Annotated in this window: 20 protein-coding genes; 9 read left to right on the plus strand and 11 right to left on the minus strand. The window is 68.8% G+C overall.

Annotation, left to right across the window (positions count from 1 at the left end):
• Positions 1 to 73: 73 nt before the first annotated feature.
• Complete coding sequence (locus R1Z03_RS23320) at positions 74 to 2,137, plus strand: TonB-dependent receptor (RefSeq protein WP_317355724.1); 2,064 nt, start codon at positions 74 to 76, stop codon at positions 2,135 to 2,137.
• An 81-nt stretch (positions 2,138 to 2,218) separates the two neighbouring features.
• Here R1Z03_RS23320 and R1Z03_RS23325 read toward each other — a convergent pair whose 3' ends face one another.
• Complete coding sequence (locus R1Z03_RS23325; protein WP_317355727.1) at positions 2,219 to 4,012, minus strand: methyl-accepting chemotaxis protein; 1,794 nt, start codon at positions 4,010 to 4,012, stop codon at positions 2,219 to 2,221.
• 235 nt (positions 4,013 to 4,247) lie between these two features.
• On the opposite strand from R1Z03_RS23325, the gene R1Z03_RS23330 reads away from it, so the two are divergent.
• Positions 4,248 to 5,576 carry a sulfatase gene (locus R1Z03_RS23330; RefSeq protein ID WP_284407212.1) on the plus strand — a complete coding sequence of 443 codons (1,329 nt, stop codon included), beginning with the start codon at positions 4,248 to 4,250 and terminating at the stop codon, positions 5,574 to 5,576.
• A 7-nt stretch (positions 5,577 to 5,583) separates the two neighbouring features.
• Complete coding sequence (locus R1Z03_RS23335; RefSeq protein WP_317355731.1) at positions 5,584 to 6,438, plus strand: creatininase family protein; 855 nt, start codon at positions 5,584 to 5,586, stop codon at positions 6,436 to 6,438.
• Positions 6,439 to 6,451: 13 nt separating this feature from the next.
• Here R1Z03_RS23335 and R1Z03_RS23340 read toward each other — a convergent pair whose 3' ends face one another.
• Entirely contained in the window at positions 6,452 to 6,844 is a 393-nt protein-coding gene (locus R1Z03_RS23340) for a carboxymuconolactone decarboxylase family protein (RefSeq protein WP_317355733.1), read from the minus strand.
• 161 nt (positions 6,845 to 7,005) lie between these two features.
• Here R1Z03_RS23340 and R1Z03_RS23345 point away from each other — a divergent pair, with 161 nt between their 5' ends.
• Positions 7,006 to 7,881: a LysR family transcriptional regulator gene (locus R1Z03_RS23345; RefSeq protein WP_317355736.1), complete on the plus strand. Its 876-nt coding sequence runs from the start codon at positions 7,006 to 7,008 to the stop codon at positions 7,879 to 7,881.
• A gap of 81 nt (positions 7,882 to 7,962) precedes the next feature.
• Positions 7,963 to 8,484 carry an HD domain-containing protein gene (locus R1Z03_RS23350; RefSeq protein ID WP_284431381.1) on the plus strand — a complete coding sequence of 174 codons (522 nt, stop codon included), beginning with the start codon at positions 7,963 to 7,965 and terminating at the stop codon, positions 8,482 to 8,484.
• Between the two features lie 25 nt (positions 8,485 to 8,509).
• On the opposite strand, the gene R1Z03_RS23355 is transcribed toward R1Z03_RS23350, so the two are convergent.
• Complete coding sequence (locus R1Z03_RS23355) at positions 8,510 to 9,415, minus strand: LysR family transcriptional regulator (protein WP_317355741.1); 906 nt, start codon at positions 9,413 to 9,415, stop codon at positions 8,510 to 8,512.
• Positions 9,416 to 9,511: 96 nt separating this feature from the next.
• Here R1Z03_RS23355 and R1Z03_RS23360 point away from each other — a divergent pair, with 96 nt between their 5' ends.
• The 3 genes from R1Z03_RS23360 (at position 9,512) to R1Z03_RS23370 (ending at position 12,477) form a co-directional block, all read left to right on the plus strand.
• Positions 9,512 to 9,982, plus strand: a complete 471-nt coding sequence (locus tag R1Z03_RS23360; RefSeq protein WP_317355744.1) for a cyclophilin-like fold protein — start codon at positions 9,512 to 9,514, stop codon at positions 9,980 to 9,982.
• Between the two features lie 102 nt (positions 9,983 to 10,084).
• A complete protein-coding gene (locus R1Z03_RS23365) occupies positions 10,085 to 11,239 on the plus strand; it encodes an alpha/beta hydrolase (protein ID WP_317355746.1) in 1,155 nt (384 codons plus the stop codon).
• On the plus strand, positions 11,236 to 12,477 hold the full coding sequence (locus R1Z03_RS23370) for an MFS transporter (protein ID WP_372588196.1): 1,242 nt from the start codon (positions 11,236 to 11,238) through the stop codon (positions 12,475 to 12,477). Before R1Z03_RS23365 ends, R1Z03_RS23370 begins: the two co-directional genes overlap by 4 nt.
• Positions 12,478 to 12,504: 27 nt before the next feature.
• Here R1Z03_RS23370 and R1Z03_RS23375 read toward each other — a convergent pair whose 3' ends face one another.
• Positions 12,505 to 13,395, minus strand: coding sequence for an aldo/keto reductase family oxidoreductase (locus R1Z03_RS23375; protein WP_317355751.1), 891 nt, complete (start codon positions 13,393 to 13,395; stop codon positions 12,505 to 12,507).
• 162 nt (positions 13,396 to 13,557) lie between these two features.
• Here R1Z03_RS23375 and R1Z03_RS23380 point away from each other — a divergent pair, with 162 nt between their 5' ends.
• Complete coding sequence (locus R1Z03_RS23380; protein WP_284431386.1) at positions 13,558 to 14,460, plus strand: LysR family transcriptional regulator; 903 nt, start codon at positions 13,558 to 13,560, stop codon at positions 14,458 to 14,460.
• Between the two features lie 45 nt (positions 14,461 to 14,505).
• Here R1Z03_RS23380 and R1Z03_RS23385 read toward each other — a convergent pair whose 3' ends face one another.
• The 7 genes from R1Z03_RS23385 to R1Z03_RS23415 all read right to left on the minus strand — a co-directional run bounded on the left by R1Z03_RS23385 (position 14,506) and on the right by R1Z03_RS23415 (position 21,260).
• Positions 14,506 to 15,177 (minus strand): histidine phosphatase family protein, encoded by a 672-nt coding sequence (locus R1Z03_RS23385; protein ID WP_317355754.1) that lies wholly within the window; start codon positions 15,175 to 15,177, stop codon positions 14,506 to 14,508.
• 141 nt (positions 15,178 to 15,318) lie between these two features.
• The gene (locus R1Z03_RS23390; protein WP_317355757.1) at positions 15,319 to 16,425 is read right to left on the minus strand and encodes a hypothetical protein; all 1,107 of its coding nucleotides are present in this window, start codon (positions 16,423 to 16,425) and stop codon (positions 15,319 to 15,321) included.
• A 3-nt stretch (positions 16,426 to 16,428) separates the two neighbouring features.
• Positions 16,429 to 17,523, minus strand: coding sequence for a hypothetical protein (locus R1Z03_RS23395; RefSeq protein ID WP_317355760.1), 1,095 nt, complete (start codon positions 17,521 to 17,523; stop codon positions 16,429 to 16,431).
• Positions 17,524 to 18,008: 485 nt separating this feature from the next.
• Positions 18,009 to 18,965 (minus strand): threonine dehydratase, encoded by a 957-nt coding sequence (locus R1Z03_RS23400; protein ID WP_317360469.1) that lies wholly within the window; start codon positions 18,963 to 18,965, stop codon positions 18,009 to 18,011.
• A gap of 74 nt (positions 18,966 to 19,039) precedes the next feature.
• Positions 19,040 to 19,684, minus strand: a complete 645-nt coding sequence (locus R1Z03_RS23405) for a LysE family translocator (protein WP_284431390.1) — start codon at positions 19,682 to 19,684, stop codon at positions 19,040 to 19,042.
• Positions 19,684 to 20,388, minus strand: a complete 705-nt coding sequence (locus tag R1Z03_RS23410) for a VOC family protein (RefSeq protein ID WP_284431391.1) — start codon at positions 20,386 to 20,388, stop codon at positions 19,684 to 19,686. Before R1Z03_RS23410 ends, R1Z03_RS23405 begins: the two co-directional genes overlap by 1 nt.
• A complete protein-coding gene (locus R1Z03_RS23415; protein ID WP_284431392.1) occupies positions 20,385 to 21,260 on the minus strand; it encodes a PhzF family phenazine biosynthesis protein in 876 nt (291 codons plus the stop codon). Before R1Z03_RS23415 ends, R1Z03_RS23410 begins: the two co-directional genes overlap by 4 nt.
• Positions 21,261 to 21,281 lie beyond the last annotated feature (21 nt).

Consider the following 21,281-nt stretch of genomic DNA (forward strand, 5'->3'; position numbering starts at 1 on the left):
TTCGGTTTTCTTCGCCCTCGCCCTGCATCGCCACGCACCGGCCGATGCGGGAGAGGGCCCACGGACGATGGCCATGAAACGACTTTCCTTTTCCTCGGGCGCTGCGCGCCACACCCTTGCGCTGGCCACCGCCACGGCCCTCGCGGCCCATGCGCAACCCGCGCCCGCCGCCTCGGCAGAACCCACGGCCGATGCCGTCCTCACGCTCGGCACCGTGCAGGTGCAGGCCGCCAGCGCGGGCCCGCTGCCCGTGCGCAACGTGTTCAGCTCGGTCGACATCCTGGGCGCCAGCGTGCTGCAGGACCAGCATGTGGACCACGCCTGGGAGTTGTTCGCGCGCGCGCCGGGCGTGCAGGTCACGCCGTTCCGCCAGGGCACCGATGCCGGGCGCTTTTCGATGCGCGGCTTCAACGGCGAGGGCCGCGTGAACGCCGTCAAGCTGCTGATCGACGGCATTCCTTCCAACGACAACGCGGGCGGCATGCCCTACCTCGATGCGGTCTTCCCCATCGACATCGAGGCCATCGAGGTGGTGCGCGGCACCAACGACCCGCGCTACGGGCTGAACAACATCGCGGGCAATGCCAACGTGGTCACGCGCACGGGCGGCAACGAGGGCCGCGCCATCGCCACGGTCGGCAGCTTCGGCACGCGCGAGGTGCAGGTGGCCAAGGGCATCGAGAGCGGCAACTGGAGCCAGAACTACACGCTGGCCTGGCGCGAGTCGGACGGCTACCGGGCGCACGCCGACGGCACGCAGCGCGCGCTGTCGGGCAAGTGGTTCTACACCAGCGACGACGGGCGCTGGCGCACGGGCCTGACCGCCCGCTACTACCGCAACCGCGCGCTCGAATCGGGCTATCTCACGCGCGAGCAGGCCGAGGCCGCGCCGCGCTCGTCCCCCGCCTACGCCAGCGCCGACCGCAGCGAGCGCGAGACGGGCCAGCTCGCCCTGCACATCGACGGCGAACTGGCCGACCGCCTCTCCTGGTCCGCCAAGGCCTATGGCAATCATTACGAGAACCAGCGCTGGGTGCGCTTTTCACAGGCCGCCGTGCAGCAGGAGCGCGACAACGACGAGACACACCGGGGCGCCCTGACGTCGCTCACCTGGCGCCCGCGGGTGGACTGGGCGCACGAGTTCACGCTCGAAGGCGGTGTCGATGCCCAGTGGCAGAGCAACGCCGCGCAGCGCTACCGCACCATCGAGCGCGTGCGGACCTCGACGTTTCGCGACTGGAACTTCGACCTGGACACGCGCGGCGCGTACCTGCAGGCGGTGGTGCGGCCCGTGGCGGCGCTGAAGATCGTGCCCGCGCTGCGGGTCGACCGCATCGGCGGGCATTTTTCCGACGGGCTCGCGGGCACCAGCGCGCCCGTGCACGACTACGGCACCATTCGCCAGCCCAAGCTCAGCGTGGCCTACGCGCTCACACCCGACACCAGCGTGTACGGCAACTGGGGCCGCACCTTCCAGATCGGCACGGGCATCGATGCCTACCGCACGCAGTCGCGCAACCTCGATCCCTCGATCAACGACGGCTGGGAGGTGGGTGCCAAGTTCCGCCCGCTGCCCTGGCTGGAGGCGCGCGCGGCACTGTGGCGCCAGCGCGCCTCGGGCGAGGTGGCGCGCGTGCTGGGGGTGGATGGCGTTCCCGATCCCGGGGGCCTCGGCAACGTGGGCCGCACGCTGCGCAAGGGCTACGACCTGCAGCTCAACGTGCAACTGCACGCCCGCTGGACCGGCTGGCTGGCCTATTCGCGCCAGGTGGCACGCATCACCACGCCCGACCCGAGCGCGCCCGTGACGGCAGGCCGCGAGGTCGAGAACGTGCCGCATCACCTGGCGACCGCCGGCATCACTTACCGCGCCAGCGAGCAATGGGAGCTGAGCGCCTCGGCCAGCGCGCAGGGCGACTACTTTATGGACCGCACCAACACGCAGGGCCGCGCCGGCCGCTACGCGCTGCTGAACCTCGGCGCCACCTGGCGCCTCACGCCGGCGATGGACGTGTCGGTGCAGGTGAAGAACGCCACCCACCGCCGCTACGTCTATGCGTGGTACGACAGCGGCTCGTCGGGCTACTCGCCGGGGGATGGCCGCAGCGTATCGGCCTCGCTCGGCTGGCGGTTCTAGGCGCCGCGCGGGACGCCCCAGAAAAACGCCCCACAGCCGGAGGGGCGTGGGCGGCGTCCGGTGGCGCAGGGGGCGGTGGCGTCAGAAGGTTTCCCAGTCGTCCGCGCCCGTGCCCGCCATCGCTGGCTGCTTGGCGGCTTTGGCGGGCGCGGCCACCAACGGGGCCTTGGCGGGCGATGCCTGCAGTTTCCGCGCAGGGGCGGGCATGGCGCGCGGGGCCTTGGGCGCCGGGGCAGGCGCCGAGGCCAGCGAGGGCGTCGGCACCGGCGCCGTCCGGCTTTGCGCCTGCGCGCGGCGGATGACAGCGCTGGAGGCCGATTCTTCGAGCCGGAAGACGCTCACGATCTCCACCAGGCGGGTGGCCTGGTGGTTCAGGCTGTCGGCGGCCGCGGCGGATTCCTCCACCAGCGCGGCGTTCTGCTGCGTCACCTGATCGAGCTGGTTCACCGCATCGCTCACCTGCGAAATGCCTTGCTCCTGCTCGCGCGTGGCGGCGCCGATCTCGCCGATCAGGTCGGCCACGCGGCGGGCCTGATCGACGATCTCGTTCATGGTGGCGCCGGCTTCGCTCACCAGCGCCGAGCCCTGTTCCACCGTCTGCACGCTCTGGCCGATCAGCGCCTTGATCTCCTTGGCCGCGTCGGCGGAGCGGCCCGCCAGGCTGCGCACCTCGCTGGCCACGACGGCGAAGCCCCGGCCCTGCTCGCCCGCGCGGGCGGCTTCCACCGCGGCGTTCAGCGCCAGGATGTTGGTCTGGAACGCGATGGAGTCGATCACGCCGATGATGTCGCTGATGCGGCGCGAGCTGGCGGTGATGTCTTCCATGGTGCGCACCACATTGCCCACCACCTCGCCGCCCTTGGAGGCGGTGGCGCTGGCCGAGCTCGCCAGTTGCGAGGCGGTGCGCACGGTGTCGGCGTTCTGCTTGACGGTGGAGGTCATCTCTTCCATCGATGCCGCCGTCTGCTGCAGGTTGGAGGCCTGCTCTTCGGTGCGCTGGCTCAGGTCGGCGTTGCCGGTGGCGATCTGCCCGGCGCCGGTCGCGATGGATTCGCTGCTTTCGCGCACCTGGCTCACGATCCCGCTCAGGCTGGTGCGCATGGCGTTCATGGCCGCCAGCACGCTGTGGGTGTCGCCCTGTCGCAGTTGCACGCCGACCGCCAGATTGCCGTTGGCCACCTGCTGCGCGACCTCGGAGGCATAGGCCGGCTCGCCGCCCAGCTGCCCCTTGATCTGCCGGGTGATGGCCCAGGCCACCATGGCGCCTGCGGCGGCCGCGAGGGCTGCCAGCGCGAGCATCAGCGTGCCTGCGGCGACCGCGTCCTTCTCGGACTCGTCGGCCGTGCGCACGGTGGCGGCCTTCTGGTAGTCGACCAGGTCGTCCAGCGCCTTGAAATAAGCGGCTTGCACAGGGCGCACCGGGCCGAGCAACTGCTCGCGTGCCTGATCGTTCTGGTTGGCCAGGCCCAGGTCGACGGCCTTGTTCAGGGCCTCCACATAGGCGGGCCGCGCCTGCCCGATCTGGGCAACCAGGGCTTTTGCCTCGGGACTGGTCATGCGCTGGTTCAGTTGGCTGAGCAGTTCTGCGTTGCGTGCCTGGGCCTTGTCGATGCGGCGTTTTTCATCGGCCATCTGCGGAAGGTCTTCCAGCAGCGCGATGTTGCGTGCGGCCCGGGCCACCGTGTTGATGCCGTCCTTCATCTCCTGCAGCACCAGCAGGTTGGCGATGCGCTCATGCGACAGCAGCTTGATGTTGCCGCCGATGTGATCGAGCTGTACCCGTCCGAAGGCGGCCACCAGGAAGCCGATGGCGATCACGAGAGCAAAACCCGAGCCCAGCAAGGTGCCCAGTTTCATGCGTTGGAAGAAGTTCATGGATGCAGCCTTTTCGCTAGAGTCGAATGCCGATTTGGCCGGCGGGATGGGTGTGTGTCAATGTGTAATTTTTAATCCTCTGATGTAATCGATCTGTAGGACACAAACCAGCCTGCCGGTGCGCAGATGGCGGGCGGACGGGCGTTCAGGTGCCGGTCAGGCGGCGACAATCGAGGGCCCCTTGCTGGTTTGCGCCGTCCCAATTTCGAGCCAATCCCCTCACTGCGACCGGTCCATGACGTCCTCCCGCCCCAATCTGATCTTCATCCTTGCCGACGACCTGGGCTATGCCGACCTGGGCTGCACCGGCGCCCGCGATGCCTACAGCGTGCCCGTGGATGTCTCGCCGCGCCTGGACGCGCTGGCGGCCGAAGGCCTGCGATGCACGCGGGGCTATTCCAATTCGGCCGTGTGCTCCCCCACGCGGTTCGCACTGGCCACGGGGCGCTGGCAGTACCGCCTGCGCGGCGCGGCCGAGGAGCCGCTGGCCAGCGTGCACGGCGACAAGGTGCTGGGCCTGCCACCCGGCCACCCCACGCTGCCTTCGCTGCTGCGCGACGCGGGCTACGCCACCGCCCTGGTGGGCAAGTGGCACCTGGGCTACCCGCCGCACTTCGGCCCGCGCATGTCCGGCTACGACACGTTCTATGGCTTCCATGCCGGCGGCTCGGACTACTTCGCGCATTGCGACCCGCGCGGCCGCCCGGACTTCTGGGTCAACGAGACCGAGCACACCGAAGACGGCTACCTCACCGACCTGCTCAGCCGCCGGGCGGTGGACTTCGTGCGCGATCAGTCGGCGGACCGCCCCTTTCTGCTGAGCCTGCACTACAGCGCGCCCCACTGGCCCTGGCTCACGCGGGACGACCGCGCCGAATCGCAGCGGCTCGCCGGCTTCGGCAAGCACATCGACGGCGGCAGCCTGGAAACCTACCAGCGCATGGTCCACCACATGGACGAGGGCATCGGCTGGGTGCTGGATGCGCTGCAGGAAAAGGGCCTGGCCGAAAACACCCTGATCGTCTTCACCAGCGACAACGGCGGCGAGCGCTATTCCAACAACTGGCCGTTCGTGGGCCAGAAGATGGACCTGCTGGAGGGCGGCATCCGCGTGCCGCTGCTGGCGCGCTGGCCCGCCCGCATCGCTCCGGGCCGCGTGAGCGACACGCCCAGCCTCACCATGGACTGGACCGCCACCTTCCTCGACGCGGCCGGCGTGGCGGCCCACCCCGACTACCCGCTGGACGGCACCAGCCTGCTGCCGCTGTTCGACGACCCCGCGTGGAACCCGGAGCGCGACCTGTGCTGGCGCATGAAGCACCGCGAGCAGCGCGCGCTGGTGCGCGGCCGCCACAAGTACCTGCAGGTGGACGGCGTGGAATACCTGTTCGACGTAGTGGCCGATCCGCGCGAGCGCGCCAACCTGCGCGATCGCGAGCCCGCGCGCCTGGCCGAGTTGCGCGCCGCGTGGCAGGCGTGGGATGCAGCGCTTCCCGCGATCCCGCCGGAGGCCAAGGTCTCGCTCGTGTTCACCCGCAACGAATTGCCGCAGGCCACCTTCTGAACCGCCCATGACCTCACCCCGCACCGCTCCCCCGGCCCCGCCTTCCCGCTTCTGGGCCGAATGGTCCGCCCGCGATTTCGCGCAGGCGCAGGCCTCGGGCCGGGCGGCGCAAACCGTCGCCGTGCTGCCGGTGGCGGCCATCGAGCAGCATGGCCCCCACCTGCCGCTGAGCGTGGACGCGGCCCTGCTGCAGGGCGTGATCGATGCCGCGCTGCCGCAACTGCCGGCCGAGGTGCCGGCGCTGTTCCTGCCGCCGCAGAACGTGGGCCTGAGCACCGAGCACACGGCCTATGCCGGCACCCTCACGCTCAAGCCCGCCACCCTCATCGCGCTGTGGACGGAGCTGGGCGAATGCGTGGCCCGCGCGGGCGTGAAGAAACTGCTGCTGCTCAACGGCCATGGCGGCCAGGTGAGCGTGATGGACATCGTGGCGCGCGAGCTGCGCCAGCACTGTGGCCTGCTGGTGTACAGCGCCAGCTGGTTCAGCCTGCCGCTGCCCGAGGTCGTGAGCGCGCAATTCAGCGCCGAGGAGCACCGCTTCGGCATCCACGGCGGCGAGATCGAGACGTCGATGATGCTGCACCTCGCCCCCGGCACCGTGCACATGGCGCAGGCGCAGCACTGGCGCTCCACCTCGCAGGACCGGGCGGAGCGCTACGCCCTCCTGGGCAACGGCAAGAGCGCCAAGATGGGCTGGGCCATGCAGGACTACCACCCGGCCGGCGCGGTGGGCAATGCGGCCGGCGCGACGGCCGAAAAAGGCCGGGCGGTGGTCGAAGCCGCGGCGGCAGGACTGGCCCAATTGCTGGGCGAGATTCACGCGCTGCCGCTGGACACGGTCGTGGCCCGCGGGTCGTCATGAGGTGCAGCGGGGTTTAAGCCAGCGGCAGTGCGATGCCCGATTCCGCGAACACTTCGCGAACGACCGACAAGCCGTTGAGTGCCGCCGGAAACCCGGCATAGACCGCCATCTGCATCACCACTTCCACGATCTCGCCCGGCTTGCAACCCACATGCAGCGCCGCATGCACGTGCACCCGCAACTGCGGCAGGGCATGGCCCAGCGCGCACAGCGCGGCCACCGTGGCCAGCTCGCGTTCACGCAGGCCCAGACCCTCGCGGGCATAGATGTCGCCAAACGGAAACTCCAGCAGGTAGCGCGCAAAGTCGGGGAACGACTTCGCCAGTCCCTCGACCACCGCCAGGCCCGCCGGCCCGTCCACGGCGCCCAGCATGCGCATGCCGCGCTCGTAGCGTTCGTTGCTCATCGGACGCTCCCTGGGTGTTCGCAGGGTTCCGTGCCGCGCGAAACGGCGGCACGAGGGCAGAAGGAAAAGGCCATGGTATTTCTCTGAAAGATGTCGAAGCCGCTCAATGTAGGGAGCGGCCGCCGCGCAGGGAATGATCTATTTCGTGATACCTTTTTGATATGAACAACCTCCTGGATTCCCGCTCGCTCGCGCTGTTCCTCGCCGTGGCGGATGCGCTGAGCTTTCGGCAGGCGGCTGAAACGCTCCACCTGTCGCAACCGCCCTTGAGCCGTGCCATCCGGGAGCTGGAAGAGCGCTTGGGCGTGCGGCTGTTCGACCGCAACACGAAAGGCGTGAGCCTCACCGAGGCGGGCCACCGGCTGGTGCCCTACGCGCGCGGGACTGCGAAGCTGCTTCGCGACGCGCAGGCCGCTCTCGCCAGCCCCGGCATGCCTGCCACGCTTCGGCTGGGCCTTACCAGCGCGGTGGAACCCGCCTGGTTTCGCGGGCTGGCGCAGCGTGTGCAGGCGACCCACCCTGGCACCACGGTCTCCATCGTTTCCGACACGTCCCCCCGCTTGGTGCACCAACTGGGCAGCGGCAAGCTGGACGCGGCGTTCGTCGCGCTGCCCACCCGTGCGCCGGGCCTCGAAGTGGTCGAGCTCGATCGCCTGCCGATGGTGGTCGCCCTGCCGTCCGCGCATCCGCTGGCCAGGCGCAAGGGGCTTCGCCTGGCCGACCTCGCGCACGAAACGGTCTTCTGGTTCGAGCGGGCGCGCCAGCCCGCTTTCTACGACCATTGCCAGCAGGTGTTCTCGCACCATGGCTTCGCGCCAAAAAAGCTCAGGGAGCCGACCGACCACCATGTGCTGCTGGCGGAGGTGGCGAATGGCCGCGGCGTGGCGCTGCTGCCGAAGTCGTTCACCGGTCTGCGGCGAACGGGCGTGGTGTACCGCGCCCTGGCGGAGGGCGGTGCGCTGTCGGTGGGCATCGGCCTGGCCACGCGCGCGGGTCGCCAGGCCATGCGCCAAGGGCTCGTTGCCGCAGCGCGTTAGCTGGCGCGGCTTTTTACGTCTTGTGCCACTTCACCAGATCTCCCACGTTCTCTCCGCCCACCGCTGAATCACACTCTCCCCATGCAGACCTCCAAACTCTCCGTGGCCCGCGCCTACGCCGTCGGCATGCACGGCGCCCAGCGATACGGGGCGCTTCCCTATTCGCACCATCTGGATGCGGTCGCGGCGGTGCTCGCGCCGTACGGTGAAGACGCTCAGCTCATCGGTTATTTGCACGATGTGGTCGAAGACACGGGCGCCACGGTGGACGACGTGCGGGCACGTTTCGGCGATCGGGTGGCCGACTGCGTCGCCTTGCTCACCGACGAACCGGGCGAGACGCGGAAAGAGCGCAAGACCAAGACGTACGCCAAGCTGGCCCGGGTGACGGAGCCGCAGCACCTGGCGCTGGTGGTGAAGGTGGCGGACCGGCTGTGCAACGTGCGGGCGTGCGTGGCGGATGCCAACCGCCCGATGTGGGCCGTGTACCAAGGCGAGCACCCGGTGTTCAAGGCGTCCGCGTTTCGCCCCGGTCTGTGCGACGAACTGTGGACCGAACTGGACCGCCTGCTGAGCGAAGACGCGCTGCCGCCAGGCGCCTGAACCGCCGGCGCACGCTGCGCAGGGCCTATTGCCGGCCCGATGCCCCCAGCCTCAGCGCCTGCAGAACGAGTGAAAACGCGGGCGAGGGCTGGCGCCGGCTGGGGTAGTAGAGGTGGTAGCCGGCGAAGGGCGGGCACCAGTCTTCCAGCACCCGCACCAGCCGGCCCGCTGCGATGTGAGGCCCCAGTTCATCCTCGGGCAGCAAGGTGATTCCCAGCCCGGCCAGCGCGGCGTCGATCTGGGGCGGTGCGGTGTTGAAGATCAGCGGGCCGTCCACGCGCACGTTGACCACCTTGCCGCGCCGGGAAAAATCCCACACGTACAGCCCGCCGGAGGTGGGCATGCGCTGATTGATGCAGCGGTGGGCCGTCAGATCGTGCGGCGTCTTCGGTGCCGGGTGGGCCGCGAAGTACGCGGGCGATGCCACCACGGCCATGCGCAGCGGCGGGCCGATGGGCACGGCGATCATGTCCTTGTCGATGGTGTTGCCCAGGCGCACGCCGGCGTCGAACCGGTCGGCCACGATGTCGCGAAAACCGTAGTTCATGTCGAACTCCAGCGTGACGTCCGGGTACGCGTGCAGCAGCGGCATGAGCTTGGGCAGCAGCACGGTGTGCATCACGTTGTCACCGCAGGTGATGCGTACCGTGCCGGCCGGCTTGTCGCGCAGCGCGGTGAGGGCGTCGAGTTCCGCCTCGATCTCGTCGAAGCGGTGGCCGATGGCGTGCATCAGCCGCTCCCCGGCCGGCGTGGGCGAGACGCTGCGCGTCGTGCGGGTGAGCAGTCGGATCTGCAACCGCTCTTCCAGCCCCCGCAGGGCCTGGCTGAGGGCCGACTGCGTCACACCCAAAGTGGCGGCAGCGCGGGTGAAGCTGCCTTCGCGCGCCACGGTGACGAAGGCGAGCAGATCGTTGAGGTTGCGCCGTGCCATGTGCGTGCCCGCCTTTTGATTGATTAGTGAGGCTGATAAATCTATTAAGCATTCATTATCTAGTCGGCCCGGCGATGCCTTGGCAAACTTCCCGGCATGGCAGACAGCAACCGCATTCCCTTTCTTCGGCGCACGGCGCTGGCCTGCGGCGCTGCGCTGGCGGTCGGGCTGTGTGCTTCGCTGGCCGCTGCCTCCTTCGCTCAGGGCACCCCTATGAAGATCCGCCTGCAGGTCGGTGGCGAGACGGCCACGGCCACGTTGAACGACAGCGCCGCCAGCCGTGATTTCGCCGCACTGTTGCCACTGACCCTCACGCTGGAGAACTACGCGGGGGTGGAACGCATCGCCCCCTTGCCGGCCAAGCTCTCGGCGGCCGGGTCGCCGGACGGCATTGCGCCTCGCACGGGTGACATCGCTTTCTACGCGCCGTGGGGCAACTTGGCGGTTTTCGTCGGCGATGACGTCTATGCCCGCGGGCTTTTGCGGCTGGGCCGGGTGGACACGGGCCTCGCGACGCTGCAGCGCCAGGGGCCGTTCCCGGTGCGCATCGAGCGCCTGCCGGACTGACCTCCGAACCCTGCGCCCACCCCGCCATCCGCCAACACCCTGCCAGTGGCGCCATCGAGCGCGCCATGGTTTTGCTCGCCTTTTTCATTGCAGGAGCCCTCCATGAACCACCCCACCGACCACCTTTCGCACACCGAAGACCTGCCTGGCGGCCCCGCCTCGGGCCGGCGCGATTTCCTCAAGGCCGCGGGCACCCATGCGACGGCGCTGGGCGTGTGGTCCGCCACCACCAGCGCGGCTTTCGCGGCCGATGCGCAGGCAGGCGACCTCGTGCCGGCCGATGCCGAGAATTTCTACCGCAGCGACCGGGTTCTCGTGCAGAAGGTGGGCTTCAAGAACCAGTACCGCATGGAGGTCGCGGGCAATCTGTTCCTTCCGCGCGGTCTGCACCGCGGCCAGAAGGCGGCTGCGATCATCGTGGGCCATCCCATGGGTGCGGTGAAGGAGCAGAGCGCGAACCTGTACGCCACCAGGATGGCCGAGCAGGGCTTCATCGCCCTGTCGCTGGACCTGTCGTTCTGGGGCGGCAGCGCCGGCCAGCCGCGCAACGCGGTGTCGCCGGACATCTATGCCGAAGACTTCAGCGCCGCGGTGGACTTCCTGGGCACCCAGCCAGCGGTGGACCGCCATCGCATCGGCGCCATCGGGATTTGCGGCAGCGGCAGCTTCGTGATCAGCGCCGCCAAGATCGACCCGCGCATGAAAGCCATTGCCACGGTGAGCATGTACGACATGGGTGCGGTCAACCGCAACGGGTTGCGCAAGGCGCAGACTCTCGACCAGCGCAAGGCAACCATTGCCGAGGCCGCTGAGCAGCGCGATGCGGAATTCACGGGCGGCGAAACCCGCTACACCGGCGGTACCGTGCTGGCACTGACGCCGAACTCCACCGCCATCGAGCGCGAGTTCTATGCCTTCTACCGCACGCCGCGCGGTGAGTACACGCCGCCTGGCCAGTCGCCCGCACGGACCACGAAACCCACGCTCACGAGCAACGTGAAGTTCATGAACTTCTACCCGTTCGCCGACATCGAGGCGATATCGCCCCGGCCGCTGCTGTTCATCACCGGCGACCATGCGCATTCCAGGGAGTTCAGCGAAGACGCCTACCAGCGCGCAGCTGAACCGAAGACCCTGCACATCGTGCCCGGCGCGGGCCATGTGGACCTGTACGACCGGGTGAGCCTCATCCCCTGGGACACGCTGAACACCTTCTTTCGCACCCACCTTCAGCCATCGGCCGTGGGTCCCGCATGACGGCGCGCATGACGGCGCAGCCGTGCAACGCCTCCAGCAGCGGCACCACTGCGCCAACGCACCCCGCTGGCTGGAGCGGTATTTTCGCGATGGCGCTGTGCGTGTTTGCGCTGATCGCGTCGGAGTTCATGCCCGTCAGCCTGCTGACGCCCATGGCCGCCGATCTGGGCGTGACCGAAGGGCTGGCGGGGCGGGGCATCGCGGTGTCGGGGGCGTTCGCGGTTCTGGCGAGCCTGTCCATCGCCAGCGTGGCCGGGCGCATGGACCGCAGGACGCTCCTGCTGGGGCTGACCGGGTTGATGTGCCTCTCCGGCGCCGTCATCGCCCTGGCGCCGAATTACGCCACGTACTTGGCAGGGCGCGCGCTCATCGGGGTGGTCGTGGGTGGGTTCTGGTCCTTGTCGGCGGCCACGGCCATGCGGCTCGTGCCGGGCCCGCAGGTGCCGCAGGCCCTGGCGGTCTTCAATGGCGGCAACGCGCTGGCCACGGTGGTCGCAGCGCCCCTGGGCAGCTACCTGGGCGCGGTCATCGGGTGGCGCGGTGCCTTCCTGTGCCTGGTGCCGGTGGCGGTCGTGGCCTTCGCCTGGCAATGGGTGAGCCTGCCGCCCCTGCCGGCCGGACCGCGTGCGGCGGGTTCGGCCAACGTGTTCCGGCTGTTCCAGCGCCGGGCGGTCCGGCGGGGCATGCTGTCGGTCGGTGCGTTCTTCATGGGGCAGTTCATGCTGTTCACGTACCTTCGCCCGTTTCTGGAAACGGTGACGCGGGTGGGCGTTTCCACGCTGTCGCTCATGCTGCTGGGCATCGGCGTGGCAGGCGCCGTCGGTACCACCGCCATCGGCGCGCTGCTGAAAAGAAGCTTCTATCCCACGCTGGCGGCCGCGCCGGTGGCCATGGCCTTGGTGGCGGTGGCGCTGATCGCCTGGGGTTCGCAAGGCACCGCCGTGGCGGCCTTGCTGGGCGCATGGGGCCTGGTGGCCACCGCGACGCCTGTCGGCTGGTGGACCTGGGTGGCCCGGGCGCTGCCGCAGGATGCCGAAGCCGGTGGCGGCCTGATGGTGGCGGTGGTGCAACTGGCCATCGCGCTCGGCTCCACTGCCGGTGGCTGGCTGTTCGATGCCAGCGGCTACCAAAGCACCTTCGCGGCGGCGGCCGGCATGCTGCTGGTCGCCGCCGTGTCGGTGGGCTTCACCGCGCGGGCGGACCCTTCGGCTGCGGCTGGCGCGCAAGCCGGCCCATGACCCGGCGCCGACCGGCCGGCCCTGCCGTCAATGCCTGGAGGCGTCGGCCATGTGGTCCAGCGCCTGCATCGCATCGGGCGGCAATGGCAGCGTGGCTGCGGCCAGGTTCTCACGCAGGTGCGCCACCGACGATGTGCCGGGGATCAGCAAGATGTTGGGCGAGCGGCGCAGCAGCCAGGCCAGCGCCACCTGCATCGTGGTGGCGCCCAGGCGCTCGGCCACGCCGGACAATGCGGACGACTGCAGCGGCGTGAAGCCCCCCAGCGGAAAGAAAGGCACATAGGGAATGCCGTCCTGCGCCAGCGCGTCGATCAGCGCGTCGTCGCCGCGGTGCACGAGGTTGTAGTGGTTCTGCACGCAGGCGATGCGGCAGATGCCGCGGCCTTGTGCTACCTGCGCGGGGGTCACATTGCTCAGGCCGATGTGGCGCACCAGGCCCTGGCGCTGCAGCTCGGCCAGCGCAGTGAGCGGTGCTTCGATGGATCCTTCGGCAGGGCCGTGCACGCTGAACATGGCGCGAAGGTTCACCACCTCCAGCGTGTCGAGGCCGAGGTTGCGCAGGTTGTCGTGAACCGCCTGTTGCAGCGCCTCGGCCGAGAACGCGGGCAGCCAGCCGCCTTGGGCGTCCCGCACCGCACCGATCTTGGTGACGATGGCCAGATCGTCCGGGTAGGGCGCGAGCGCTTCGCGAACGATCTGGTTGGTGATGTGCGGGCCGTAGAAATCGCTGGTGTCGATGTGGTTCACCCCACGCTCCACCGCATCGCGCAGCACGGCCACCGCTGCGCTCCGGTCCTTGGGCGGGCCGAATACGCCGGGCCCCGCGAGCTGCATGGCCCCGTAGCCGAGCCGGTGGACGCTGCGGTCGCCCAGGGGGTAGTGAAGGGGGGCGGCGGGGGAAAGGATGGCGGTGGTCATGGCGGTGCTTTCGTGGCGATCGTGATGGGGAATGGGGAGAGCCGAAGGGCCCGCTGCGGCGTGTCGTTCGGGGCGCTTTCTCAGCCTTCGGCCCAGTCTAGGCAGGCGCCCACTGTTTGATAAGCCAAAATAATCGGCACAAGCTGTGCGGAATTCAAAACAATGAATGTGGACCTCGGTGATCTGAACGCCTTCGTGGCGGTGGCGCGGGCCAGGGGCTTTCGCGAGGGCGCGCGCCTGAGCGGCGCGAGCGCCTCCGCCCTGAGCGAGGCGGTGCGCCGGCTGGAGGCGCAGATGGGTGTGCGGCTGCTGCACCGCACGACGCGCAGCGTGGTGCCGACCGAAGCCGGCCAGCGCCTGCTGGAGCGGCTGAGCCCGGCGCTGGCCGAGGTGCAGTCGGCGCTCGACGTGGTGAACGGCTTTCGCGACCGGCCCGTCGGCACGCTCAAGCTGAACGTGCCCGTCAGCGCCTCGCGCCTCGTGCTCCCGTCCATCGTGCCGCGCTTTCTCGCCGCCTATCCGGACATTTCCCTGGAGATCATCTCGGAGGATGGCTTCGTCGACCTGCTGGCGGCCGGCTGCGATGCGGGCATCCGCTACGACGAGCGGCTGGAGCAGGACATGATCGCCGTGCCCATCGGGCCCCGCGTGCAGCGCTTCGCCGCGGCGGCGGCCCCGGCCTACCTGGATCGCCATGGCCGGCCCGAGCACCCCCGCGACCTGCTGGCGCACCACTGCCTGCGGGGGCGCTTTGCCAGCGGGGCCATGCCGCTGTGGGAATTCCAGCGCGGGGAGGAAGCCGTGGTGCGTGTCGATGTGACCGGGCGGCTGATCGTGCGGCTCGGCGGGGCGGCTGACCTGGCGGTGGATGCCGCGATCGCCGGCGCCGGTGTGGTGTACCTCTTCGAGGAATGGCTGCGGCCCCACTTGGACAGCGGCGCGCTGGAGCCGGTGCTCGAACCCTGGTGGCTGCGCTTTTCCGGCCCCTTCCTGTACTACCCCGGCCGCCGGCTGGTGCCGGCACCGCTGCGGGCCTTCGTGGACTTCATTCAGGGCGCGCCCTGAACGCGCGCCGAGCGCACGCTGCGCGCGGGCGCCGCCCGCATCGGGTCAGGCGTGCGTCACCCAGCTCGCGTGTTCTTCGGTGTCCAGGTGCGGCAGCGTGTTGAACGTCTGCATCATGAGCCGCTTGGGGGCGATGCTGAACTCGGTCACCGCGCTGTTGCGGATGCGCATGTTGAGCGCGATCGTCACTTCGGGCGGCGTGCTCAGCACCTCGCCCACGGCGGTGGAGATCGGCCCGCCGCTGGACACCAGCAGCACGTGGTGTCCCACGTGATGGCGGCGCACATGCTTCAGCGCCGCGCGGATGCCGCTGGAAAACGCCACCCAGCTGGGCATGCCCGCCGGGCTGATCGTGCCGCCCATCCACTGCGCCAGCGCATCGCACAGCAGCCGGAAGTGGTGCCGGTACCGCTCGGGCGTGTCGGGCGGGGGCAGCGGGTGGGGATGGATGGCGGCGATGAGCGCCGCGCTGTCGTACTCGTTCAGGGCGGGCAGGGCCAGTGGCTGCGGCGTGATCTGCAGGCCCTCGGCGATGCCCTCCAGCGTCTGCACATGGCGGCGCAGCGTGCCGGTGATCACCGCATCGAAGCGCACGTTGCGGGCCCGCCAGTACTCGCCCAGGCGCACCGCCTGCTCGCGCCCGCGCGGGCTCAGCTGGTCGTAGTCATCCGCGCCAAACGAGGCCTGGCCGTGGCGCACGAGGTAGAGGGTTCCCATGCCGGCGATTCTGGGCGGGGCCTGGGCGCGCCTTTGTCTCGCGGGTGACGAGTGCTATTGTTTTAATAGCTGTGTGCCGGCGTTTTCATTGTGCTGGCGGCCATTCCGATGCGGGTGTTGCGCAGAATCCGCAACGGGGCGTCAACGGACCGTATCCATCCGATCCAGGAGGTAGCGCAGATCGAACATCAGCGCCCTGGCCGCCAGGCGGTCGAGCGCTGGAGCGGGCGTGGCGCTGCGTTGTGCGGGTGTGCGCGGCAACGCGACCGAGGCTTGCGCGTCATCGTCTTCGCCGGCCTTGGCATCCACCAGATCGCGATGGTGATCGGTGCATTCCTTGCGCATCGCCGCGACGGCCGCGCGCGCGGTGGGCCGGTTGTTCATTTCCAGCGCGGGAATCAGAACGTCGAACTGACGGTTCAGTCGGGCCAGCACGTCGGCACTGGCGTGCCCGTACTTCGGCCAGGATTGAACGTGGGTCCTCAGTCTGCGAGCCAGTTCCGCGCCGCTGTATGGTGTCGGCACGGCAATCACGGGGGCCAGAACGGGAACCAGGACGTAGTCCAGGTCCTGGATTTCGTCGATTTTCTGGCTCCAATAGGGCGTATCCGGCAGGTTATCCAGTCCCCAAGGCTCCGGGGTGGATCCCGTCAGCTTGGCGCGTGCCATGCCGGGCAACTCCGCCCGGGTCACGAGAAAGCCATCTTGTGTTTTTCCTGGAGAGATACCGTCCGGATCGGTGTCCTTCAAACCGGGTGTCCAGACGAAACTGGTCTGGCCCACATGCTCGTCAACGCGCAAGTTTCCACTCCAACCTTGGGGCGCTTTGATCACGCTGGTCTCGAAATTTCTCTTGGCAGTCAATTGATCCCAGTACTGCTGGGTCCACTTGTCATTTTCTGTTCGCGCGCTTGCCGTCACCGGCGGCAAATCCGGTATGGCGTATACCAAAGGAATTCCCCAGATTCGAAAGAGGTCGATTGACTGTTTTGCATCACGGCGGTTAACTAGTCGATAACGGTATGCGTATGCTGATCCGCTGGCTTGCACGATCGAATGGATGCTTGGCTTGATCGCATTCTGCTGAAAATAGGTTTTACTTACCCACTGCGCAGTTTCCGGATCCTGGTAGTAAAGCTTCCACGCATTTTTTGAGGCATCGAAGGTGGCGCTGTCTTGAGCGAGGGCCAAACCGGTGCACAGCATTGGGGCCAGCAGCGCAGATCGGACGAGTTGGATAACGTTCATAGTTCAGTGCTCCGATTTGAAGCAGGCTTTCTGCTTTTCGAGAAATACGTGGAAGTGCGGTGCTGAGGCGTAATGATGAAGCATTGAGAAAGGAACTTCGGCTGCATGGGTCTCGCAAAACTTTTTGTAGAAATTATTCTGCTTGTCGGCAGGCACTGGATTTCTGGCGCGGGTGAACGAAATGTCAATTTCACGGCCATCACGATGCGCCGCGTGTGGCGCTCTCCAATTCGACGTAATGTCGTAGCGCCCTCCCCAAAACAAACTGGCATCGTTCAGGGCCACCGTACCCCAGCCTTCAGCAGCAAAAGACCCAATCAAACTCAGCAGGTTTTGCAATGACTGTTGTGTCAGGTAATACTGATTGTGGTGATACCGCCCATTGCCCTGATGCGTCCTGTCCACGCTGGTCAGGGCATAGACAAAAGTGCCATCGGCGTTTTGCGGCGGATTCGGAGAAATGGGCAGCAGGTCTGCCACCTTGACCCTGATCTCTTTGGACGCCGGACTGTTGGAGCAAATGGCGCAAGCGACTTGCAGGGTATGAATTCCTGCCACTTCCGGGGCTTTGAAGGTGACTTTGACTTCGCCATTCGCGTCGGTGACGCCCTGGGTTCCGCTCAAAAGGCCCTTGGGCCGGGCCACGTCATGGTGTTCATGCCCGCCGGAATGGGCAGTGACATCGACCGAGAAGCCGAGCGCCACCCCGGGCTTGGCGGTGGTGCTGTGAGTGACCTTGGCGATCAGCGTGATTTCGGCCGAGCCTCCCGTGTGGGCGGGGCGCGTTTCCGACGGCCCTGACAAGGTAACCACCGTGGGATATTGCTCGTAATGGCACCGGTTGATCGCCTCCCAATGGCGCCAGCCGTCGTCTGTCTCTTCGCAGGTGTAGCCGGTTGCCGTATAGGGTGCGGGAGACAGCTGGCCGTTGCCGCCAAGGGTGCAGGCTTCCTGGACCGAGGGATAACAGCTTCTCCCATCGGCGCCCCTTCTTCCAACCGTCCAGCCTTGAACGGTGACCTGGGCCCAAACCGCGGGCACCGTCACGGCCACCAGCGCAAGAGAAAGCGCGCCCTTTCGCGCCAGGGATCGATGCATCGGCATTGGATTTCGTTGTGTAACTATTAAAAACGCACCGAAGGTTAACATGAATGCCTGCGCCGTTTCTGCCGCCTTGTTATCCGCTCCACGCGTTGGAAAAGGCTTTCGTGGGATCGGTTTGCAAGCCGCGACGCGCTGAAATGGGTAATGGGCTTGGGCGGTGTGGTCCTATGGGCGTTCGACCCGAAAACCCACGCAGGGAAGGCGCGGTGATATCCACGGCTTTCTGTTGCACGGCGAACCGGGCCAGCGCAGCGCCGCAGGGGGATTGCCGCATCGGATGTCCCGGTCCATGGCCGTTTTGCCATCGGGGCTGCGTGGGCATGGTGCGGACGCGGACCCCAAAGCAGCCGCTATATTTTCAATAGCGTCATGCCGGCGTTTTCATTGTGCTGACGGCCCTTTTCAATGCGAATCCATCTGCGGAGGGGCCGCCCCCTGCGCTGGCGAAAGGGGCCGTGGAGATGGGAGGCGCTGGCCGATCACAGCACGCCGGAAAACATCGCCGCATCCACGTTGCCGCCCGTGAGCGCCAGCCCCACGGGCAGGCCGGTGAGCGATCCGCGCTCCTGCATCGCGGCGGCGAATGCGGCGGCGCCCGCGCCTTCGGCGACGTTGTGCGTGTCGGTGAACAGGGCGCGCATGGCGGCGGCCACTTCGGCGTCGGTCACCTTCACCACGTGGTCCAGGTGCGGCGCCAGGATGGCGAGCGCGGCCGGGTCGGCCACGCGGCAGGCCATGCCGTCCGCCAGTTGCGTGGTGACCGGGGCCTCGACCACGTGGCCGGCGGCGATGGAGTCGGCATACGTGGTGGCATGGGCGCTGACCACGCCGACGATGCGAACGCCGTGGCCCAGCGCGCGCTTGGCCGCGATGGCCGAGCACGCCCCCGACCCCTGGCCGATGGGCACGTAGGCGATCGCCATCTGCGGCACCGCGCGCAGGAATTCCCACCAGTACGTGGCCACGCCGCGCAGCAGATCGGCATGGAAGCTGGGCACCATGTGCGCGCCGCGGTCGGCCGCCAGTTGGATGGCGTGCTCGCGCGCCTCCTGGAAGTCGTCGCCATGCTCGATCAGGGTGACGCCCAGGGCGCGCATGGCGGCGTTCTTTTCCACCGAGTTGCCGCGCGGCACGACGATGGTGCAGGCCACGCCATGGCGGCGCGCGGCCCAGCCCATGCTCTGGCCGTGGTTGCCGCGCGTGGCGCTGATCACCTCGCGCGGCAGCGCGCCGTGCCGGGCGAGCTGGTCGAAGTACGTGAGCCCGCCGCGGATCTTGAAAGCGCCCACGGGCGTGTGGTTCTCGTGCTTGAGCCAGCATTCGGTGCCCAGCCGCTCGCCCAGCAGCGCCCAGCGGTACTGGGGCGTGGGCGCGAAGTCCGCGTACACCACCTGGGCGGCGGCCTCGATGTCGGCGAGCGTGGGGAGTGCGGCCATGGCGTGCAGGCCCGCGCTGTCCGTGGCGGGTGCCGATGCGGGAGCGAAGGCGTCGATGGCGGTGGTGGGGGCGTTCATGCGGTGGCTTTCTTTTCGGACAGGATGCGAAGCGCGAGCAGGCCGAGCACGGTGCCCATCACGTAGCGCTGGGCGCGCACCCAGCCCTCGCTGCGGTGCAGGAACCGGGCCACCTGGGCGGCGAACAGGATCAGCAGTGCGTTCACGGTGGCGCTGGTCGTGATCTGCACGGCCCCGAGCGCGAGGCTTTGCAGCAGCAGGTGGCCGCGTTCGGGGTGCAGGAACTGCGGGAAGAACGACAGGTAGAACATGGCGACCTTGGGGTTGAGCACGCTGGTCATGAAGCCCATGAGAAACAGCTTGCGCGGCGCGTCGTGCGGCAGGTCGCGGGCCTGGAACGGCGCGGAGCCGCCGGGCTTGACGGCCTGCCACGCCATCCACAGCAGGTACGCCGCACCGGCGATGCGCAGCGCATCGAACGCCATGGGCACGGCGGCCAGCAGGGCCGACAGCCCGAGCGAGGCCGCCAGCAGGTGGGTGCCGAAGCCGGCCACCACGCCCAGCAGCGACAGCAGGCCCGCGCGCGGCCCCTGCGTGAGGCTGCGGGACACGCAATAGACCATGTTGGGCCCGGGCGTGAGCACGAGCACCAGCGCGGCGAACGCGAACAGCAGGATTTCCTGGAAGGTGAAGAGAAACATCAGACGGGCTCCTTCGATGCGAGGGTGACGGGGCCGCGGGGCGTGGCCAGCACGGCCTGCAGGCGCGGCGCGGCCCCGGGCGACACGGCCACCTGCGCGCCCAGGCCGAGGGCGGCGCAGGCGCTGGCCAGCGCCGGCGCCTCGGGGTGCTCCAGCCGCAGCGACTGCAGTTGCACGCCGCTGGCCGCGGGCAGGCTGTAGCAGGGATGGCGCTCGCCCCACTGGATCAGCGTGGGCAGGCAGCCGCCCAGCAGGCGCTGGCCGTCCGGCCGCAGGGTGATCTGCCACTGCAGCAGCCCCAGCGGCGTGGGGCGGCTGGCGGTGGCGACCCCGCCCCGGTCCAGCCCGCGCGCGGCCAGCGCCGCATGGGCGGCGGCCACGTCGCGCACCGAGGCCACCCAGTGGATGAGCTGCGGGCCGTCGCGCGCCACGCGGGCCTGCAGCGCGGGGTCGTCCATGTCGAACCAGCGCCGCGTGCCCGCCGCCGGCCCGGGGGCGGCGGGGTTCATGGCGATGATTTCCAAATAGGTGCGCGGGTGCGCCGGGCCGCTGAGGTTGAGCAGGCGGTTGTGCGTGCCCATGAGCGGGTGCTCGCCCCCCATGGCCGGCACCACGCCCAGCGTGCGGCGGCACCAGTCCACGCCGCTGTCCAGGCGGTCGGCCATCACCACGAGATGGTCGATGCAGGCGTCGGGCAGGTTCACAGCCGCACCTCGCCGTTCACGCAGGTGACCGATCCGCCGCCGACCCAGATGCGCTCGCCGTCCTGGTGCACGTGCACGCGCCCGGCGCGGCCCATCGCGGTGCCCTGGCTGGCGACGTAGCTGGGCGGTGCCAGGTGCGCGCCGATGAGCCACTGCGCCAGGGCGGCGTTCAGGCTGCCCGTCACCGGGTCTTCGGCCAGGCCGTTGTTGCCCGGAAAGAACGCCCGCACCTCGAAGGCGATGCCCTCGTCGGCATGCGCGCCGACCACGCCCACCTTGCCGCGCGGCCCCACCACGCCGATGTCCAGCTGGCCGAGGACGGCGCTGTCGGGCTGCAGGGCCAGGACCTGCTCGGCGCTGGCGAGCATCACGCCGCGCCAGTTCGGGCCGTTGTCGCACCAGGCGTGCGCCACGATGTCGCTGCGCTCGATGCGCAGGCCGCGCGCGATCAGGGCCACGTCCTCTTCGGCCAGCGGCCCGCTCTTGAGCAGCGGCGGCGCGGCGAAGGCCAGCCGGTCGCCGTCGCGGCGCAGCGTGATCAGGCCCAGCGCGCATTCCTGCACCACCTCGCCATCGGTGCGCGGCTGGCCACCTGCCTCCAGCCAGGCGTGGCAGCTGCCCAGCGTGGGGTGCCCCGCGAACGGCAGCTCGCGGCCGGGGCAGAAGATGCGCACGCGGTAGTCGGCGCCGGCGGCCCGGCCGGCTTCGGTGGGCGGCAGCAGGAACGTGGCCTCGGACAGGTTGGTCCAGTTGGTGAAGTGCTGCATCTGCTCGGTGGACAGGTCCGAGCCGTCGAGCACCACGGCCAGCGGGTTGCCCAGGTAGGGCTGCTGGGTGAACACATCGACTTGCTTGAAAGGGCGTTGGCGCATGGTGTGGGCCTCTTTGCGGGG

The sequence above is a fragment of the Acidovorax sp. BLS4 genome (assembly GCF_032929295.1).
GTDB lineage: Bacteria > Pseudomonadota > Gammaproteobacteria > Burkholderiales > Burkholderiaceae_C > Paracidovorax.

What these genes read in the sequence shown, in the direction of transcription:
- R1Z03_RS23370 (WP_372588196.1), top strand. Translation starts at nt 11,236, where the DNA reads ATGACGGCGCGCATGACGGCGCAGCCGTGCAACGCCTCCAGCAGCGGC.
- R1Z03_RS23330 (WP_284407212.1), top strand. Translation starts at nt 4,248, where the DNA reads ATGACGTCCTCCCGCCCCAATCTGATCTTCATCCTTGCCGACGACCTG.
- R1Z03_RS23400 (WP_317360469.1), bottom strand. Translation starts at nt 18,965, where the DNA reads ATGGCCGCACTCCCCACGCTCGCCGACATCGAGGCCGCCGCCCAGGTG.
- R1Z03_RS23415 (WP_284431392.1), bottom strand. Translation starts at nt 21,260, where the DNA reads ATGCGCCAACGCCCTTTCAAGCAAGTCGATGTGTTCACCCAGCAGCCC.
- R1Z03_RS23340 (WP_317355733.1), bottom strand. Translation starts at nt 6,844, where the DNA reads ATGAGCAACGAACGCTACGAGCGCGGCATGCGCATGCTGGGCGCCGTG.
- R1Z03_RS23375 (WP_317355751.1), bottom strand. Translation starts at nt 13,395, where the DNA reads ATGACCACCGCCATCCTTTCCCCCGCCGCCCCCCTTCACTACCCCCTG.
- R1Z03_RS23355 (WP_317355741.1), bottom strand. Translation starts at nt 9,415, where the DNA reads ATGGCACGGCGCAACCTCAACGATCTGCTCGCCTTCGTCACCGTGGCG.
- R1Z03_RS23405 (WP_284431390.1), bottom strand. Translation starts at nt 19,684, where the DNA reads ATGTTTCTCTTCACCTTCCAGGAAATCCTGCTGTTCGCGTTCGCCGCG.
- R1Z03_RS23320 (WP_317355724.1), top strand. Translation starts at nt 74, where the DNA reads ATGAAACGACTTTCCTTTTCCTCGGGCGCTGCGCGCCACACCCTTGCG.
- R1Z03_RS23350 (WP_284431381.1), top strand. Translation starts at nt 7,963, where the DNA reads ATGCAGACCTCCAAACTCTCCGTGGCCCGCGCCTACGCCGTCGGCATG.
- R1Z03_RS23335 (WP_317355731.1), top strand. Translation starts at nt 5,584, where the DNA reads ATGACCTCACCCCGCACCGCTCCCCCGGCCCCGCCTTCCCGCTTCTGG.
- R1Z03_RS23325 (WP_317355727.1), bottom strand. Translation starts at nt 4,012, where the DNA reads ATGAACTTCTTCCAACGCATGAAACTGGGCACCTTGCTGGGCTCGGGT.
- R1Z03_RS23390 (WP_317355757.1), bottom strand. Translation starts at nt 16,425, where the DNA reads ATGAACGTTATCCAACTCGTCCGATCTGCGCTGCTGGCCCCAATGCTG.
- R1Z03_RS23385 (WP_317355754.1), bottom strand. Translation starts at nt 15,177, where the DNA reads ATGGGAACCCTCTACCTCGTGCGCCACGGCCAGGCCTCGTTTGGCGCG.
- R1Z03_RS23395 (WP_317355760.1), bottom strand. Translation starts at nt 17,523, where the DNA reads ATGCATCGATCCCTGGCGCGAAAGGGCGCGCTTTCTCTTGCGCTGGTG.
- R1Z03_RS23360 (WP_317355744.1), top strand. Translation starts at nt 9,512, where the DNA reads ATGGCAGACAGCAACCGCATTCCCTTTCTTCGGCGCACGGCGCTGGCC.
- R1Z03_RS23365 (WP_317355746.1), top strand. Translation starts at nt 10,085, where the DNA reads ATGAACCACCCCACCGACCACCTTTCGCACACCGAAGACCTGCCTGGC.
- R1Z03_RS23345 (WP_317355736.1), top strand. Translation starts at nt 7,006, where the DNA reads ATGAACAACCTCCTGGATTCCCGCTCGCTCGCGCTGTTCCTCGCCGTG.
- R1Z03_RS23380 (WP_284431386.1), top strand. Translation starts at nt 13,558, where the DNA reads ATGAATGTGGACCTCGGTGATCTGAACGCCTTCGTGGCGGTGGCGCGG.